The 17,375-nt window shown below is 49.6% G+C and carries 17 protein-coding genes; 16 read left to right on the top strand and 1 reads right to left on the bottom strand.

Annotated features, from left to right (window positions below; translation table 11 throughout):
- The first annotated feature begins 86 nt into the window (after positions 1-86).
- From ACLIN2_RS22170 to ACLIN2_RS22145, 6 genes are all read left to right on the top strand, one after another.
- Positions 87-302: an alpha/beta-type small acid-soluble spore protein gene (locus ACLIN2_RS22170; RefSeq protein ID WP_092268494.1), complete on the top strand. Its 216-nt coding sequence runs from the start codon at positions 87-89 to the stop codon at positions 300-302.
- A gap of 607 nt (positions 303-909) precedes the next feature.
- Positions 910-2,172 (top strand): group II intron reverse transcriptase/maturase, encoded by a 1,263-nt coding sequence (gene ltrA, locus ACLIN2_RS22165; protein WP_411501590.1) that lies wholly within the window; start codon positions 910-912, stop codon positions 2,170-2,172.
- Positions 2,173-2,313: 141 nt separating this feature from the next.
- Positions 2,314-3,819, top strand: coding sequence for a DUF6138 family protein (locus ACLIN2_RS22160; protein WP_411502147.1), 1,506 nt, complete (start codon positions 2,314-2,316; stop codon positions 3,817-3,819).
- Complete coding sequence (locus ACLIN2_RS22155) at positions 3,773-3,931, top strand: SMI1/KNR4 family protein (protein WP_411502146.1); 159 nt, start codon at positions 3,773-3,775, stop codon at positions 3,929-3,931. The genes ACLIN2_RS22160 and ACLIN2_RS22155 overlap by 47 nt, the downstream gene beginning before the upstream one ends.
- A gap of 2 nt (positions 3,932-3,933) precedes the next feature.
- Positions 3,934-4,140 carry an SMI1/KNR4 family protein gene (locus ACLIN2_RS22150; RefSeq protein WP_400585406.1) on the top strand — a complete coding sequence of 69 codons (207 nt, stop codon included), beginning with the start codon at positions 3,934-3,936 and terminating at the stop codon, positions 4,138-4,140.
- Between the two features lie 5 nt (positions 4,141-4,145).
- Complete coding sequence (locus ACLIN2_RS22145; protein WP_411502145.1) at positions 4,146-4,649, top strand: hypothetical protein; 504 nt, start codon at positions 4,146-4,148, stop codon at positions 4,647-4,649.
- Between the two features lie 133 nt (positions 4,650-4,782).
- On the opposite strand, the gene ACLIN2_RS22140 is transcribed toward ACLIN2_RS22145, so the two are convergent.
- Positions 4,783-5,220 carry a hypothetical protein gene (locus ACLIN2_RS22140; protein WP_411502144.1) on the bottom strand — a complete coding sequence of 146 codons (438 nt, stop codon included), beginning with the start codon at positions 5,218-5,220 and terminating at the stop codon, positions 4,783-4,785.
- A 347-nt stretch (positions 5,221-5,567) separates the two neighbouring features.
- Here ACLIN2_RS22140 and ACLIN2_RS22135 point away from each other — a divergent pair, with 347 nt between their 5' ends.
- The 10 genes from ACLIN2_RS22135 to ACLIN2_RS22090 all read left to right on the top strand — a co-directional run bounded on the left by ACLIN2_RS22135 (position 5,568) and on the right by ACLIN2_RS22090 (position 17,354).
- Positions 5,568-5,984 carry a response regulator gene (locus tag ACLIN2_RS22135; protein ID WP_411502143.1) on the top strand — a complete coding sequence of 139 codons (417 nt, stop codon included), beginning with the start codon at positions 5,568-5,570 and terminating at the stop codon, positions 5,982-5,984.
- 15 nt (positions 5,985-5,999) lie between these two features.
- A complete protein-coding gene (locus ACLIN2_RS22130; protein ID WP_411502142.1) occupies positions 6,000-8,210 on the top strand; it encodes an NAD-dependent epimerase/dehydratase family protein in 2,211 nt (736 codons plus the stop codon).
- Positions 8,203-9,186 (top strand): hypothetical protein, encoded by a 984-nt coding sequence (locus tag ACLIN2_RS22125; RefSeq protein WP_400585395.1) that lies wholly within the window; start codon positions 8,203-8,205, stop codon positions 9,184-9,186. Before ACLIN2_RS22130 ends, ACLIN2_RS22125 begins: the two co-directional genes overlap by 8 nt.
- Complete coding sequence (locus tag ACLIN2_RS22120) at positions 9,183-11,027, top strand: DUF2194 domain-containing protein (RefSeq protein ID WP_411502141.1); 1,845 nt, start codon at positions 9,183-9,185, stop codon at positions 11,025-11,027. Before ACLIN2_RS22125 ends, ACLIN2_RS22120 begins: the two co-directional genes overlap by 4 nt.
- A 3-nt stretch (positions 11,028-11,030) precedes the next feature.
- Positions 11,031-12,470 (top strand): GT4 family glycosyltransferase PelF, encoded by a 1,440-nt coding sequence (gene pelF, locus ACLIN2_RS22115; RefSeq protein ID WP_411502140.1) that lies wholly within the window; start codon positions 11,031-11,033, stop codon positions 12,468-12,470.
- Positions 12,446-13,840, top strand: coding sequence for an exopolysaccharide Pel transporter PelG (pelG, locus tag ACLIN2_RS22110; RefSeq protein ID WP_411502139.1), 1,395 nt, complete (start codon positions 12,446-12,448; stop codon positions 13,838-13,840). The genes pelF and pelG overlap by 25 nt, the downstream gene beginning before the upstream one ends.
- A 2-nt stretch (positions 13,841-13,842) precedes the next feature.
- Complete coding sequence (locus tag ACLIN2_RS22105; RefSeq protein ID WP_411502138.1) at positions 13,843-15,561, top strand: CotH kinase family protein; 1,719 nt, start codon at positions 13,843-13,845, stop codon at positions 15,559-15,561.
- A gap of 12 nt (positions 15,562-15,573) precedes the next feature.
- The gene (locus ACLIN2_RS22100) at positions 15,574-16,284 is read left to right on the top strand and encodes a polyphosphate polymerase domain-containing protein (RefSeq protein WP_411502137.1); all 711 of its coding nucleotides are present in this window, start codon (positions 15,574-15,576) and stop codon (positions 16,282-16,284) included.
- A 20-nt stretch (positions 16,285-16,304) separates the two neighbouring features.
- Positions 16,305-16,985, top strand: coding sequence for a DUF4956 domain-containing protein (locus ACLIN2_RS22095; protein WP_400585380.1), 681 nt, complete (start codon positions 16,305-16,307; stop codon positions 16,983-16,985).
- Between the two features lie 78 nt (positions 16,986-17,063).
- Entirely contained in the window at positions 17,064-17,354 is a 291-nt protein-coding gene (locus ACLIN2_RS22090) for an ArsR/SmtB family transcription factor (RefSeq protein ID WP_400585378.1), read from the top strand.
- Positions 17,355-17,375: the final 21 nt, after the last annotated feature.

Genomic DNA, 17,375 nt, shown 5'->3' with positions numbered 1-17,375 from the left:
AGTTAAGGGATCTGTATTCGGCGTAAATATTGCCACCGCCACTAGCGCATAATAAGCCCACAACACCGATTGGAGGGAAATACATCATGTTAAGTGGAAGTGGCAATTCAAATCAAAAGCTGGTCCCGCAAGCATCGCAAGCCCTTGACCAAATGAAGTTTGAAATCGCAGCAGAATTCGGGGTCATTCTCGGCCCAGACACTTCTTCTCGTCAGAATGGCTCAGTTGGTGGAGAAATTACGAAGCGCCTGGTAAGCTTTGCCGAACAACAACTCTCTGGCGGCGGTGCTTTCCGCATCTAGGTACATGCAAGACAAAAGGCCAGCCCTCTCTTACAAAGAGGCTGGCCTTTTTTGGTGCGCCCAGCATGGGCGATAGCTCTAGGGTGTAAGTCCCGAACGGGGGTTGGCTGTACCAACCGTTAGCCCAAGGCAAGGGTGTCCACCGCGAGGTGGAATCTGAAGGAAGCCGGCGGCAAAGTCCCGACCTGAGGTACACGAACCCAATTTGAGGCTGTTGTATTCGGGTGAGTCTGCCAAACAAGACGAAGCCCCATACAGCCAAGGAATACAGCAGTAAACTTGGGCAGGTACATGGGATGAAAGTTATCGCTCTTACCTGGGGAGGTCTGCATGAAGTGCCTTCAAATGTTGGTAACCGTCTTCGTAAGGAGACGCTGAACATGCAGAAGTCAGCAGAAGCCATAGTACCCAAGTAAAGGACGCTTGAACGGGGAAGGGCTGAACATTAAGTCAACACATCCGCTAATCACTTTCGTGATAATACTGTGAAGCAGAATTCTGTAAGGAACTACTCTTGGAGAAAATGGGTGAAGCCCTGAGGGTACAAGAGAGGGCTGAGTATTGTCCGGCAAGACTAGAAGGATGCGTGCGGAGGAAGGGTATCGTCATGGAGCTGTTGGAGAAAGTCCTGTCACGAGAAAATCTATTAGTGGCACTCGAAAGAGTGGAAAGAAACAAAGGATCGGCGGGAATCGACGGTGTTTCAACCGAACAACTGCGCGATTATATCCGTGAACACTGGTTGACCACTAAAAAGCAGATTATGAAAGGGACCTACAAACCTTCCCCTGTCCGCAGAGTCGAAATCCCGAAATCTGACGGAGGAGTAAGGTTATTAGGTATTCCTACCGTGATAGATCGCTTTATTCAACAAGCCATCCTCCAAGTTCTTACTCCTATATTTGACCCCCACTTCTCAGAATCCAGTTTCGGATTCCGACCGAACCGTGGTGCGCATGACGCCATGAGACAAGCACAATTTTATATTTCCGAAGGATATCGCTTTGTCGTGGATATGGACTTAGAGAAATTCTTCGACCGGGTTAATCACGATATTTTAATGAGTCGGGTTGCTCGAAAAGTAAAAGATAAAGCTTTGTTGAAACTTGTTCGCGCATATCTACAAGCAGGCATCATGGTCAATGGCATCTGCCTTTCGGCAGTAGAGGGCACACCACAAGGTGGTCCACTTAGTCCGTTATTGGCGAACATCTTGCTCGACGATTTGGATAAAGAACTGGAAAAGAGGGGACATCGCTTTTGTCGATACGCAGACGATAGCAATATCTACGTGAGAACAAAGCGGGCGGGAGAACGGGTAAAAGAAAGTATCCAAAGCTACTTGGAGAAGGTACTTAAGCTTAAAGTAAATGAGCAGAAGAGCGCAGTGGATCGACCTTGGAAGCGTAAGTTCCTCGGTTTCGGTTTCACTAATGCAAAACAAGCAAGGATTCGGCTTCATCCAAAATCACTTCTGAAGTTGAAAGAGAAAATCCGCTTCATCACTAATCCGGTATGGAGCATCTCTATGGATGAAAGGATTCGGAAGCTAAACCAGTACCTCATGGGTTGGATCGGATATTTTGCCCTTGCGGATGCAAAGAAAATCCTTCAATCTATCGACGAATGGATACGACGTAGACTTCGACTTTGCTTGTGGTCTCAGTGGAAGCGAGTACGAACCCGATATCGAGAACTTCGCTCTCTGGGTTTATCGCACGTCCAAGCAATAGAAATTGCAAACACCAGAAAGGGTGCATGGCGTACCACAAAGACTCCTCAAATGCACAAAGCCCTCGGAGTTGCATATTGGCAACAACAAGGGCTGAAAAGCTTATTACAACGATATTCTGTCATTCGTCAAGCTTGATGAACCGCCGTATACCGAACGGTACGTACGGTGGTGTGAGAGGACGGGAGTTAGTCGCTCCCTCCTACTCGATTATGGGCAGCTGGTCGAATAGGTATTTGGATATATTTACAAGTATTTTGCTTGATAGGGGACGCGTATTTGGATGATCTCGACTTTGAGCGGGATGCTCGCGGCAGTAACCATCCATCTACGGGGAGCATTCCGGAAGAGTCGATCAGAGGAATCGTCGTGCCAAAGCTTGCCTTCTATATGCAAGAGAAGCTGGACAACCTCCCGCAGGCAGCGCTGATTGACTACAGCTTTTCGTTTTGGGGAAAGTTTCAAACGGAAAACGGGAAAATCAACGTGCTGATTTTAAAGCAGATCGACCAAGCCAAAAAGGAGCTACTGCTTGAACGTGTACAGGCCTATCTGGAGAGGCTCGAAGCTCAGCCAGCAAGTGCCACTGATCCACTGGAGACGTTTTTCTTGGCAAGGCATCTTTTAGATCGAGACCTGTTTCCAAAGCTTGATACCCGCAAAATCATTTCCACTTTTGAGCAGATTCTGGATCTGAATAAAGGAAATCAGCCGCAGCTCAGAGAGCATCGCCATACGATCGTACATGCTCTGCGGGATTGGGGTGAGCAGGACTGGCTCCTGCAGCACTTTGAGAGAAAGGAGCTGCAATGGGGGCAAAAGGTCTACACGAAAAAAGCTGTGCAGCACCTGGGGAGCATCGACCAGGGAGAAATGGAGCTTTTTCTTTATACGGCGGTGGCGATTCTCAAATACGAGCCCTCCTACGCAAGAGATACTGGTAGTGAGTTTTTGGAGAGGGCAAAAGAGCTGGGTAGCGAGCTCGCTGCTCAGATTTTGCTGGAAGGCAGCGGAAGCATCGCTCGTGAAGATAGGCAAATGGCAAACGAGGTTGTCGAGTGCAAGGCAAACGACGTATTTGCAACGGTCACGATAACGGTGAAGCAGGAAGGGGAAGAGTGCTATGCACAGGCGATCCGCTTTTTGTGCCAGCTGCTCCGGGCAGGCTTTCCCAAAAGCTATCAGATCAAGCTGACATCCAAGGAGAAGCAATTTCTGCCGATCAAAGGTCTGGCGAAGTCGGCAACCCATCGTTTTTTTGCCAACGCACTGGCCTACCCAAGCTTGCATCCATTGCTGGAGGAGTATGCACGCGAGGCGATTTGCGAGTATGAATGGTACACAGACACAGAAGGTGAAAAGAACTGCATGCCGGGAACCTATGCTGTATTTGGACTAGGGCTTGCGGATGAGCGCAATTTTCCTTTGGTCGAGCACTACATGAAGCAGGTAGATGAAGAGCATCAGTCCGTACAAAACTACTTTACGGCTGCGTTTGTCGATAAACACGGGGTGAATGCCAAGACGATTCCTACGCTGACGATTTGTTTGCTGCACGGGACAGATTCCATGAAGCCCAAGCTCAAGGAGCAGGTCGAAGAGGAAGCAAATCTAGCAGTTCTGCTGGAAAGCATTCGTCTGTGCGAATCGTATCAGGTGGAGCATCTGGTCTACATCGTATGGGGCGGGGTGGCGAAGCTAAAGTCGACGGCAGCCAAAGCAAAAGGTGAGAAGGCACATGATCAAGCCATTCGTTACCGAAATCATAGAGCTGCTGCGATCTGAATTTCGTGAAGGGGAAGAAGCGTTTCACCCGCCAGCGACTGAGCAGCAGCTTCAAGAAGCAGAGGCTGAGCTTGGGTTTGCCCTGCCTGCGGATTTGAGAGAGCTGTATTAGGTTTGGAACGAAACCGCTACTGGCTGCCGATCAGCAAAGATTGGGGAGGAAATCATCTCGGCCTCGATCTGGATCCCGATGAGCAGGGACGCATGGGGCAGGTCATTAATTTTGGCCGTGACGAAGAGGTCAAGTATGTCGTTGCCCTCAGCCTGCGCTTCATCCGATTCGCATGGATCATGGGCTGCAAGATACGTCTGCGTGGTTGAACGGCTTGGAGGAGAGCTGGCAGGAGCGGATCCTGTCGGCCAGCGGCTCACCCGATGTATTTCTGCGAGAAAAGCAGCTCCGTTTTATCGGTGAGGGAATCACGGATATCACACCTTTGGCGCATTGCAGGGAGGTCCGTGAGCTGATCCTGTCGGCAAACGAGTTGGAATCGATTGAAGCCTTGCGCGATTGTCCCCAGCTAAAGCAGGCAAAGAGCTTGAAGGAGCTGGAGGTCAGCGGGCTGGATAGGGAGCAGCTCTGCAGTCTGGCCGAGCTAGCCTCACTCGAGAAGCTGACACTAGTCGGGCTGGCTTCAGGAGCCGAAGAGTCGGTGGAATTGTTGGGGCAGCTCGTGAACTTGCGAACGCTGGAGCTGGAAGAGGTATCGCTATCGAATCTGGAGTTTTTGCGCAATTGCCCAAACCTTCAAAGGGTTAAGCTAAAGGATTCGTCGATCCAAGATGCTTCTGCTTTGGCAAAGACTGCCACTGCTTTTTTTACTTCGTAGGCTGAGCGGATAGTCCGGCGATATCTCTGGAGCCGAAAAATAGCATCGCAAGAAGAATGACAAGTAGGATGGATTCCGAAAAAGCCTCTCCATTAAAAGAATTCATGATACATTCCCCCTTTTAGGTTCCTGATCAGCTATTCATTTTCTTTTTGAGCGCCTGGAAAATTTCATCTACCGTTACATTCCCATTCTCGTTCAAAAAATTCACCATGCTATCTACATTATTGTTGCTATTGTTCAAGTCGTCGAGCGTAATGTACTTTCCTGTTAAGCCGACAATCATCGTAGCTTGTCTAAACAATTGAACAGAGTCTACTCGCAGCTTGCCGGTTAAAAGGAGACTAGCCACGATAAGCTCCAAGCTAGTGCCTGGGAAGCAAGGGAGAGCAGTGGATTGATTATTGGTCTGGTTCTTTTGGGCATCCTTTGACGAAGAATTGGCGGACTTCTTCTTTTTTCCATTGCCCGATGAAGAATTGGTGGCTTGCTTCTTTTCGGCGCGATTTGCAGAAGACCTCGATGACTGTTTCTTTTGCGGTTGATTGGATGAATTTGGGGATGAATCCATTCCTACTTCCTCCCACCTAACAAGGTTTGTGCTCTTTTAGATCGGTGTGAGGCGAGACTGTTACCCACAATTTCCGACGTGTCACCCGTAGACGTACAAACAAACGTATTCATTCATATTCCCCGGGCAGATTCATGGTGCTTGGTTAATTCGCCCAATAGTCAAGCAAAGAGCTGAGAGCAGCTCCTTTTTGCGAGGCTCGGCATTCCCGTAAACCAAATGTCCTAGTCCAAATTGTTCAGAAATTGTTGAGGCGCCTCTTGTAGAATGATGCCGATTGATGAAAGGGAAAAAGGGTAGATGGGTGATTGCCTTTACTAGGTAGGATGGGAGAACGTTATGTGGGAATGAACAGCATTATGATTGTCGACGTCGCTGCTTTCGCGCGGCTTATGCTGCGGAACATGTTCGAGTCGTTAGGATTTGAAGTCATTGCGGAAGCGGATTCTGGGGAAGAGGCAGTCCGAAACTACCGTCTGTATCGTCCAGACATTGTCTTGCTGGACATCTCCATGCCGGGGATGGACGGGCTTAGGGCCTCACGGAAAATCATTGAATTGGATCGCAATGCCAACATCATCATATGCTCGGCTCTCGTCTATCGCGATACCGTCATCCAGGCGATTCGTGCAGGAGCAAAAGACTTCATAGCCAAGCCATTGCAAAAAGAGCGAGTCGAGCTGTCCATACGAAAAGTATTGGGAGAAGCTTCATGGGTGACGGCAGATCACCAAATAGGCGAGATTCGTTCAGCTTTCAAATAGAGTTGGGGTGTGAGTATGAAAGTATTGGTTACAGGCGGTTATGGATTCATCGGCTCGTTTGTTGCCGAAAGGTTTTACAAAGAAGGCTATCAGGTGTACATCCTCGACAACCTCTCGTCAGGGGATCGGAACAACGTCGATTTTAAGCACAAATCCTTTCTTTTTTCCGTAGAGGATAAAAAATGCGAGGAAGTCTTTCGCAGTAACAAATTTGATGTCGTTGTTCACCTGGCGGCACAAATCAATGTCCAGACATCCATGGAAGACCCTCTGCTAGATTCAACCTCCAACATTCTAGGGCTTGTCAATATGCTTCGTTTGTCGAGCAAGCATCGCGTGGAGAAGTTCATCTTTGCCTCATCAGCAGCGGTTTACGGACGAAACGAGCATATGCCTTTGTCAGAGGCGGACGAGTGCGATCCGATTTCCATTTACGGGATGAACAAGCTGATTGGCGAGCAATACTGCCACAAGTGGAAGGAATTTTACGGTCTAGACACGCTCTGCTTTCGATTTGCCAATGTGTATGGCCCAAGGCAGGGCTCAATCGGGGAGGGAGGAGTGATCTCTACCTTTCTGGAACGCCTGCATACGGACCAGGAGATCGATCTGCATGGAGACGGAAGCCAAACGAGAGATTTCATCTACGTCGAGGACGTAGCGGATGCGATCTATCGGGCAGGGACAACGGATTATAGCGGGGTTCTGAATCTGTCAACAAACAAGCAAAGCAGCATTAACGAGCTGATCGGGCTGCTGGGGGAAGAAAAAACGCTCAAAGGAATCAATCACTCTCCCAAAAGAAAGGGAGATATTGATGTATCCTTACTGGACAATACACGGGTAAAACGAAGACTGGATTGGGTACCGATGTATTCCTTGCGAGAGGGCCTGGCGAAAACTTCCCGCTGGTTTGCCGCTGGTGGGCTGCAGCGGGAAAACGAAAAAAGGGCAAGGACAGCAGAACCGGATACAGCCCGGCCTTCCTTCGTTGCAGACATTCGGCCCTATGTAGAAAACCTGCTAGCCTTCCTGGTTGTACTGGCATTATCCGTTTATACGACGCAGAGCGGCATGTTTGACCTGAAGCTGATCTATATTGTGCTGATTAGCGCGATTTATGGCACCAAGCAGTCTATTCTCTCTGTCATTCTCTCCTGCGGTCTGTTTATTGGCGAGAGTCTGCACAACGGACGGGAAATTGTCTCCCTGCTGTACGATGCCAGTGTTCTGTTCCATATCGCGATCTACTTTATCATCGGGATTGCTGTGGGATACTCGATGGACAAAAGGAGCAAGGAAGTTGTATCTACTCAATTTAAGAAGCAAGCAGTGGAAGAGAAGTACGATTTTTTGAAGGAAATGTACAATGACAACCTCCAAGTAAAGGACGAGCTGCAGCAGCAAATCGTCAACTCCGAGGACAGCTTTGGAAAAATGTATGCCATCACCAAGGAATTGGACACCCTTGAGCCGGAGCGTGTACTGCAAAGTGCGGTGCACGTTTTGGAAAAGATCATGAAGTCAGATGAAATCTCCATTTACACCATGAATCAGAACAACACCTTCCTTCGTCTGGTAGCCAAATCGAACAAGACGGGCTTTGACCTTCCCCGTTCCTTGAAGGTGTCTGATCACAGCTATCTCACCCAGCTCATGCATACACAGAAGATCTATGTCGAAGCGCATATGCGCGAGGATCGCCCCATTCTCGCTGCTCCTATTTTGGATAATGGCAAAATGGTAGCCATGGTAGCGATCCAACACCTAGGCTTCGAGCACTTTACCTTGTATACGCAAAATCTTTTTCAGGTAGCCGTGCAGCTGATTTCGGCAGCGCTGTCACGCTCGCTGCGCCACATGAATTCGACCTACAAAGACCGCTACGTAGGGGAGACAGCGATCCTGCGCCCACCATATTTCTACGAGATCGTAAAGAGCAAGCGGGAAGCAAAGCAAAGGCTGAACACCGACTTCACGATCCTTTCCGTAGATCGTGGGGGAGTAGAGTACGAAGCGATTTCGCCGAAGATTGCAGGCTCTTTGCGTGAGGCTGATTATATCGGGATCGACGAGGCAGGGGAGCTTTTCATCATCCTTTCCAACTCGAACGAGCTGGAAGCGGCTTTCGTCGTAGAGCGCCTGAAACGAAAAGGCATTGCCGCATGGATCGTGGCAGAGAGAGACCGCCCGATCCTGACGTTGAAGGATGGCGCCTATGTATAATCTGGCCCTGCTTCATATTCTGGTATCGCTGCTCTACGGTTTACTCGGCAGGCGCCGGGGTCAGCAGGAAATGCTGGTACGGTTCCTCGTCGTCTTGTTTCTCCCAGGTGCCGGGCTGTTCCTGATGGTGATGACAAATGCCTACAAGCGCACAGCAGAGCAAAATGAAAATCAGCTCAAGCTGGAGAGCGAGGCGTTGATGCTGGGAGAGGAAGCGAGGATTTTCCGCAGGCCAGATTTGGCAAAAGAGATGAACGTCGTTTCCGCAGAGGAAATCCTTTTGGTCAATGACACGAGTACAAGGCGAAAAATGCTCATTGACGCACTGAAGGAGCAAACGATTTGGCAAATTCGCACGCTGGAAATCGCCCTGCAGAACGAGGATACTGAGACGGTACACTACGCGGCCGCGGCATTGACCCAAATGCGTGGCAAGCTCCAGCTGCAGCTGCAGGATCTTTCGGTGAAATACGAGGCCAACAAGCAGGACATCGATGTTTTGAAGGCCTATGCAAACGTACTTAAGACATATTTGAACAGCTCGCTGCTGGATGAGCGGACCTATTTGAAGTATACCTACACCTATTCGTTCGTATTGGAATCGTTACTTGCGGTTTACACGGCCGAAGAGATGTACTACGTGGACAAGATCAACTGCGATCTGACGAACAAAGCCTATGAAAAGGCCCGGGAATACTGCGACAAATTCCAGCTGGCGCACCCAGACAGCGATGTGCCTTATGTAATGAGCCTGAAGATTTCGTACACGCTGCGCAAATATGACGAGTTTACCGCCGAGATGGAGCGACTGAAGAGCTCCTCTGTACGTGTTTCTCATTCGACCTTGATGCTGATTCGCCATTGGAGCAGGCTCGGGTCGACGATGCACGAGGAAATCGATTTGGCTTTCAAACAAGCAGCAGCAGGATCGACAGCCGAAAGTAGTTCAATAGAGATGGGCGAATGGAAAAAATGAACAAAGACATTGTCGTCAAAAAAAATATTTACATCATCTTGGCCATCGTACTTCTGCTGGGAATCGTGATCGAGGCCACCCGCTCCCAGTTTATTTTGCAGGTGAGCAGTCATGAGGCAAATGGGAGAAGTGCGAAGGCAGCCGTCCCCAAGCAAAACGGAATCAGCCCACAGGAGCTGGCAAGACTGACACGCGAGAAGTTCCTGATCGTCACGGACCCTGAAGATAGTGGAAGCGGTGAAATCACGCGGAACGTTAAACAAGTCCTCGACTACATGAAAAAGGAGTACGAAACAACCGAGGTCACCAAGCTGACGAAACCGAGCGTATCCTATAGGACGATTCTGGTGACCGTGGAGAACCTGGGCAAGTTCCCCGACCTGGATGCACTCTTGCGTTATGCAGAGGACGGTGGTCGTGTGTTTTTTACGCGCACACCGGAATACAACGACGGCTTTTACCGCATCTATCGCAAGCTGGGTGTCAACGCAATGGGCGGACCCGTGGTGACCAAAGGAATACAGATGACGTCCAACCTGCTCATCCAAGGTCAGGAGGCAAAAATCAGTGAAAAACTGATTTTCAATACCTCGATACCTGTCGAGCTCGAGGAGCGTAGCAAAGTGTATGCCATCGCGATCGAAGACCGGGTGCCGTTGCTCTGGGACGTCGATTACGGCAAAGGCAAATTCATGGTGTACAACGGAACCAACCTGCAGTCCTCCATGAACAGGGGCCTGATTGCGGGTGCTGTCAGTGTTTTAAATCCTGACTTCCTGTATCCGATCATGAATATGAAGATCATGTACATCGATGACTTTCCCTCCCCCTTTCGTCAAGGGTACGATCTGGATATTTACCGAGCGTACAAAAAGGATATCCCCGATTTCTACCACGACATCTGGTGGCCGGATATGATCAGACTGGCAGCGGACTATGATGTCACCTATACCGGAGCTTTGATCCAAACGTACAACGATCGGGTAGAGCCGCCTTTTACAGACCTGGAGGGCTCTGATAAAACCAATTTGATCACGTATGGGCGGGATTTGCTGAAGCTGGGTGGAGAGCTCGGGATTCACGGCTACAATCACCAGTCGCTTGTCACGGATCAGTCGCGAGTAGACGAGCTGGGCTATCGGGCATGGCCTAGTGAAGCGAGCATGACCCAATCCTTGCAAGAGCTGGATGCTTATATCAAACGCATTTTTTCTCAGTATGCCATTCGGGTCTATGTTCCACCGTCCAATGTGATGGCGGAAGAAGGGCGTCAAGCGCTGAAAAACACGCTTCCACAGGTGAATATCATCGCCTCGCTGTATGCAGAATCGGCAAACAATCTGGAATACATTCAGGAGTTTTCGGTTGCCGGAGACGGGATCGTGGAGATGCCTCGCATTACATCGGGTTATGCCGATACGGACATCAACGATTGGTATATCGCCAATGCTATGACATCACTCGGTGTGTTTTCCCACTTCGTCCACCCGGATGACATTTTGGACAAAGCGAGAAGCAAAGAAAAGACCTGGCCGAGCCTGTCCAAGGAAATCCGTTCGATGATGAAAAAACTGTACGAGCGCTACCCCTGGATGCGCAGCATGACGGCTTCAGAGGGAGGAAGCGAGCTTACCGATTATCTCCAGACCAGGGTCTACGTGGAGCACAGCGAAGACAAGATCACCGGGTACATGAACAACTTCAGCGAAGAGATGTTCTTCGTGCTGAGGACGGACAAGAAAATGACGTCTACCCAAGGCTGTTCCGTTGAATGGATTGACGAAGGCGTCTACCTCGTCCATGCGACCAAAGCCAAATTCGAGATCGGATTGAAAGGATAAGCGATGAAGATTTGTCTGATTGCGGAGGGTTCTTATCCGTACATCACGGGAGGCGTGTCCAGCTGGATTCATTCCTTGATCAAAGGAATGCCCGAGCATGAATTCGTCCTGTATGCGATTGGAGCCCAGGAGAAAAACAAAGGAAGCTTTGTATACGAGCTGCCGGAAAACGTCGTGGCGATCAAGGAAGTGTTTCTGGACACCTACTTTCGCGAAGAGGCTGTCCCGGGTAAGCGGTTGGCTTTGAAGGAAGAAGAGCAAAAGGCGCTTCTCTCTCTGCTGGATGGAAGCGAAGTTAGCTGGGCTGCTTTCTTCGACCTGCTGGTTAGAGGAAGGCTGCCCTCCGTAGGAGATTTCCTCACCAGCCGCGACTTCTTTGACATCGTGCAGAAGCTGTGCGAACAAAAGTATCCCCAAATCCCATTCACCGAAATGATTTGGATGATTCGTTCGATGATTCTTCCTCTATGTCTGATCATTGAGGGGGGAATGCCGGAAGCGGATTTGTACCATAGCGTGTGTACAGGCTATGGCGGCATTACAGGAGCATTGGGAAAGTATCTTTACAACCGACCGTTTCTATTGACAGAGCATGGCATTTACACCCGGGAGCGCGAAGAGGAGATTATTAAAGCTGGCTGGATCAAAGGCCATTTCAAAGACATCTGGATCGATTACTTCCTCAACCTCTCAAAGTGCGCGTACGGGTATTCCGATCGAGTCATCACGTTGTTTGGCAGGAACAAAGAGATTCAGATCGAGCTTGGATGCGACGAAGGCAAAATCGCCATCATTCCGAACGGCGTAGAAGTGGAGGAGTACCAAAGCTTGCCCGGGAAAGAGCTTGACGAAGACGGAGCGATCTATATCGGTGCCTTGGTACGAGTGGTGCCGATCAAGGATATCAAGACGCTAATCCAAAGCTTTGCACTTGTCCATGAGCGAATCCCGCATGCCTATTTGATCATCATGGGACCGACGAATGAAGATCCGGAGTACTTTGAAGAGTGCAGGCAGCTGGTGGCGAGCCTGCAGCTGTCTCGTGTGAGTTTTACAGGAACGGTCAATGCCAAAGAGTACCTCGGAAAAATGGACATGCTCGTTTTGACCAGCATCAGCGAAGGGCAACCCCTCGTCATTTTGGAAGGAATGGCATGTGCGAAGCCATTTGTCACGACGGATGTGGGGAGCTGCCGGGAGCTCTTGTACGGGAATGGGGATGAGTTTCAGGACGCGGGGATCGTGGTGCCGGTCATGCATGCCGGTCAGATTGCCCAGGCGATGATCACTCTTTGTGAAGAAGAAGAGCTGCGAAGGCAAATGGGGCAAAACGGACTACAGCGGGTAACCGCTTTGTACACGAAGAGCCAATTTTTAGAGGCGTATCGGAATTTGTATCGGGAAATGGAGGTGCAGCCATGGCAGGTATCGGGTTTGAGCTGAAAAAGATGTTCCGGGGGCGCGGCTACCTGTCCGGGATGAAAGCTTACGCATACTCCTCACTCGTGACGGTAGGACCGATGGCGTTGTGCATGCTGATGGTCACACTCTTGCAGCAGCTGCTGATTTACCTAGACGTTTCCTATTTGGAGCGGATGACGTTTTTGGCGGCAGTCGTGTATGCGTTTGTCTTTTCCCTGCTGGTGACATGCGGATTTATCATGGTGATTTCCCGCTATATCGCGGACAAGATTTACTTGCGCGAGTACGACGAGATTATCGCATCGCTCTACGGTGTCATTGCCACCTGCTTGGGGCTGGGAGGAGTGGCTGGCGCCGTATTCTATTATTTTTCCCCTCTTGATGCAGTGTTTAAAATATCCGCATATCTACTCTATGTGGAGCTGATTGTCGTTTGGCTGCAATCTGCCTACATGTCCGCCCTGAAAGATTACATGCGGATTATTCGCGGGTATGCGGCTGCGGTAATCGTGACGTGCCTCTCTGCTCTTCTCATGGTCTATGCAGCTGGCATGCACACGGGACTGGCCATGCTGTTCTCTATGAATATCGGCTTTTTCGTGATGATCGCTCTGTCCTTTCTTCATCTGGAAAGCTATTTTCGCCAAAAGGCAAGCAAATACTTCGCTTTCCTGCAGTATGTCAAAAAGTACCCAAGCCTGCTGGCAACTGGGCTGTTTTGCTCGCTCGGCTTTTATATTCACAACTTTATTTACTGGCTGATGAGCCCGCTGCAGGAAAATATCGCGGATACGTACTGGATCGCTTCGTCCTACGACGTGCCTGCGTTCTATGCGTCGCTGAGCTTTTTGCCGACGATGGTCATGTTCGTCGTGTCTGTGGAGACCGCGTTTTACGAGAAGTACCGTCAATACTACGGGACGATTCTGGGTACGGGATCTGTGCAAGACATCAAACGCGCCAAAAAGGATATGATCCAGACCTTGATGCAGGAGCTCGGCTTCATGATGGAAATCCAGCTGTTTTTTACCTTTGTCTCGCTGGCGCTGGGCATCACGCTATTGCCGCACATCGGCTTTTCGACGGAGCAGATCGAGCGTTTCAACATCTTGGTCGTCGCTGGCTTTTTGTACGCCGTGATGTTTGTTCTGATGCTGTTGCTGCTTTATTTTGATGACCGGAGAGGGGCAGCTGTGGTGACGGCGTTGTTCGTAACTAGTACGGCGGTCATCACGCTGGCTATGCTTCCGCTTGAGAACTACGGATTTTCCTTTTTTCTGTCTTCGTTTTTGGCGGTAGCAGCAGCCTTGGGGCGTCTCCTCTACTACTTGAAAAACATTGACTACTACACCTACTGTTCACAGCCGCTAATTGCGAGGGAGGAGAGATAAGAGTGACGACTAGCGCATGCAGATGGATGCTCGTGGCGGCCTTGGCAGCTTTGGCTGGCTGTGCCAAAGACACGCCGAATCTGGCGGAGGGAAGCCAGCCGTCCGCGGCCCCCGTAGAACAGGTACAGGCTCCACAAGAAGGCTTGCATGAAAAGAAAGACGTCTATGCACAGGATGAGGATGGAAGTGTCGTGCATTTCTATGTCACCGTGGTGAAAGAAGAGAACGCAGAGCTTCCGACAACGACATTTTCCGAGCTGAACCGCTCGCTAGATGGCAAAGATGCCGAAGGGAATGATCTTACGGCGAAAATCATCTTTCAGGAAGGTGACGAGAAAGGTCCTACATCCGGCTATTTTGGCTACGGCGAGTCGAGAACGAACGGAACGATTGAGGTGCGCGGGGAATCCAGCCGCAGCTCCCAGCAAAAGTCCTACAAAATCCGCTTGCTGGACACGGCTGGCTATTGGAGGGAGCAGAGAAACCTCAACCTGAACAAGCACCGGCCAGACGTCACCCGGGTCCGGCAAAAGCTCAGCTTCGATTACTTTGAGCAGATGCCAAACATCTCCAGTCTGCGGACGCAATTCGTGCACCTCATGATCAAAGACATGACAGGCCCGAATCCAGACACGCAATTCGTAGACTACGGGCTCTTTACGCAGATCGAACAGCCAAACAAGACCTTTTTGCAAGCCCATGGACTGGATCGGAACGGCAATCTGTACAAGGCGATCAATTTTGAATTTCACCGCGATGCGGACAAAATCAAGCTGGCCAACGATCCGACCTATGACAAAGCCGCATTTGAAAGCCTTCTGGAGGTCAAAGGGAGCGAAAATCACGAGAAGCTGATCGCCATGCTGGACGATCTGAAAAACCACTCGATCCCGATCAAGGAAGTACTGGACAACTATTTCGACCGCGAAAACTACTTCACGTGGCTTGCCGCAAATATTTTGATGGGGAATGCAGATACGGCCGCGCACAATTTTTTGTTGTACAGCCCATCGGACTCGGAAAAATGGTACTTCCTGCCTTGGGATTACGATCTGTCGTGGGGCTTCTTTGAAGAAGAGGCGAAGCGCATGCCGCAGGTCACCCTCGGGAAGTGGGAGTTTGGGATCTCCAACTACTGGGTGTCTGACTTGCACAGTCGTGTGTTCAAAGACCCTGAGAATGTAAAAGCGCTCAATGAAAAGATCGAGGAGCTCAGTAAGTTTATCACGACAGAGAAAACCGAGGCTCTCCTGAAAAGCTATTACCCGATCGCAAGCCAATACGTGAAAAAAAAGCCCGACTTGTACCATCTGCCACAGGAAGTGGACAAGTTTGACTATGAATACAACATCATCGCGGGACAGCCCGCACGCAACAAAGTGAGGTATTACGAGGGTCAGGAATTCCCCATGCCGTTTTACATGGACGAGCCGAAAGAGGAGAAGGGGCAGACTACCTTTACCTGGGATCATTCCTACGATCTGCAGGGTGACGATTTGACCTATGATTTTGCCATCAGCTACGATCCCGGGTTTACCAAGAAGTACGTGGAGGCAAAAGGTGTGACGGGTACGAGCTACGAGCTTCCGAAAATGGCAAAAGGCCGGTACTTCTGGCGCGTCAGTGTAAAGGACAGCAAAGGGCATGAGCAGACATCCTTTGACCGCATCGAAGTGGATAATATTCGTTACCACGGCGTGAAGGAGTTTGTTGTGAAGTAAGGAGGGACTCACATGCAGTTTGGCAACAAGAAGCTGAGAAATGAGTGGAAGTATTACATCCGTTTTTACGATTATCTGGCCCTGAAAAGCAGACTGCGCTTGATCACACAGCTCGATCCAAACTCAACCGATTCGGAAGGCTATCAGATACGCAGTCTATATTTTGACGATACCTACGACACTTCCTTATACGAGAAAAACTACGGCGTATACAAGAGAAAGAAGTACCGGATACGCATCTACAATCACTCGGATGACGTGATCAAGCTGGAGCGCAAGAGCAAGTACGATGGCTACATTTGTAAGGAAGCGGCATCTCTTAGCAGGGCGGAATACGAGAGCATCATGGCGGGGGAGACGGACTTTCTGCTGGCGCGAAAGGAGAGTCTGCTGCATGACTTTTATCTCGACAGCAAAAATCATCTGTTTCAGCCGAGAGTCGTCACTGATTACATCCGGGAAGCCTATTTGATGGAGATCGGCAATGTACGTGTGACTTTTGACAAGCAATTGATAACCAACGTGAATACGCTCGACATCTTTGATCCAAACATGAAAACGGTAAACGTCATTCACGAGCCAAAAATGATCATGGAAGTAAAGTTTGACAACTTCCTGCCGACAAACATTCGTTCTTTGCTCCGGTATTTCAGCAGCCAGCGATCTGCTATCTCCAAATATCTCATTTGCAGAGAGGAGAGCAAAGCGTACTACAAACTTTAGCGTGAGGGGAAATCCGTTTCATGGACCATACAATCAATTTTCAGGACATCATCAAAAAAAGTGTGCTGAAGATGGAGCAATTCGCCAGCATCTCGGTATGGGATACGGTCATCGGGCTCATCCTATCCGGGCTGATCGGACTCTTCATCTATTACATCTATAAACAATCCTTTCGTGGTGTGGTGTACAGCCATTCTTTCAATATCACACTCGTCGTGATGGCGATGCTGACCTGCCTGATCATCATGACCATCAGCACCAATATCGTCCTGTCTCTGGGGATGGTAGGTGCACTCTCCATCGTGCGTTTTCGGACCGCGATCAAGGATCCTTTGGACATCGTCTTTATGTTTTGGTCGATTGCAGTTGGTATCGCGACAGGGGCGGGTGCGTTTCCCGTATCCATCATCGGATCGCTTGTAGTGGCAGCGACGATTCTCCTGCTTTCCCGAAAACAGCTGAAGGACATGGCTTATCTTCTCGTGATTCATTACCGGGATCACGCAAGCGACGAGGTCCGATTTCAACTAAACAAGCTCAAGTATGCGCTCAAGTCAAAGACGATCAACAAAGACGTGATAGAGCTGGTCGTAGAAATCAAGCTCAAAAGCGACAATACTGCTTTTGTTCAGGACATTTCCATGATTGAAGGGGTAAAGGATGTCTCACTGGTAAGCTATAACGGCGACTATGCTCCATAAGAGTCCGGAAGAGTTGCTTTGCACAAGCCGTTCTGCCAGCAGCTTGACAAGCTTTGCATCTAGTTTTACTATAGTTCCATGACTATCAAACTAACCAATGATGACGAGAAGCGTGTCAAGATCTTTAAGGCTCTAGCAGATGTCAAGCGAATTGAGATCATCCGCTATCTCTACCATGGCCAAAAAAATATTACGTGTGGAGATATTGGAGCAGCCAATGGCTTGAACAAGTCGAATGCCTCGTATCATCTCAAGATTTTGCAAGAGGCGGATTTGATCGATGTGGAACGGGAAGGACAATTTAAAATCATTACGTTAAGAGAGGAAACGTTTCAAGAATTCTTACCGGGTTATTTGGCTACCCTCTAGTTGCCAGATAACCTGTTTTTC

The organism is Brevibacillus centrosporus (genome assembly GCF_046622605.1).
Taxonomy (GTDB): Bacteria; Bacillota; Bacilli; order Brevibacillales; family Brevibacillaceae; genus Brevibacillus; species Brevibacillus centrosporus.
The sequence above is the reverse complement of the archived record's forward strand: the minus strand, read 5'-3'. Positions and strand labels throughout refer to the sequence as shown.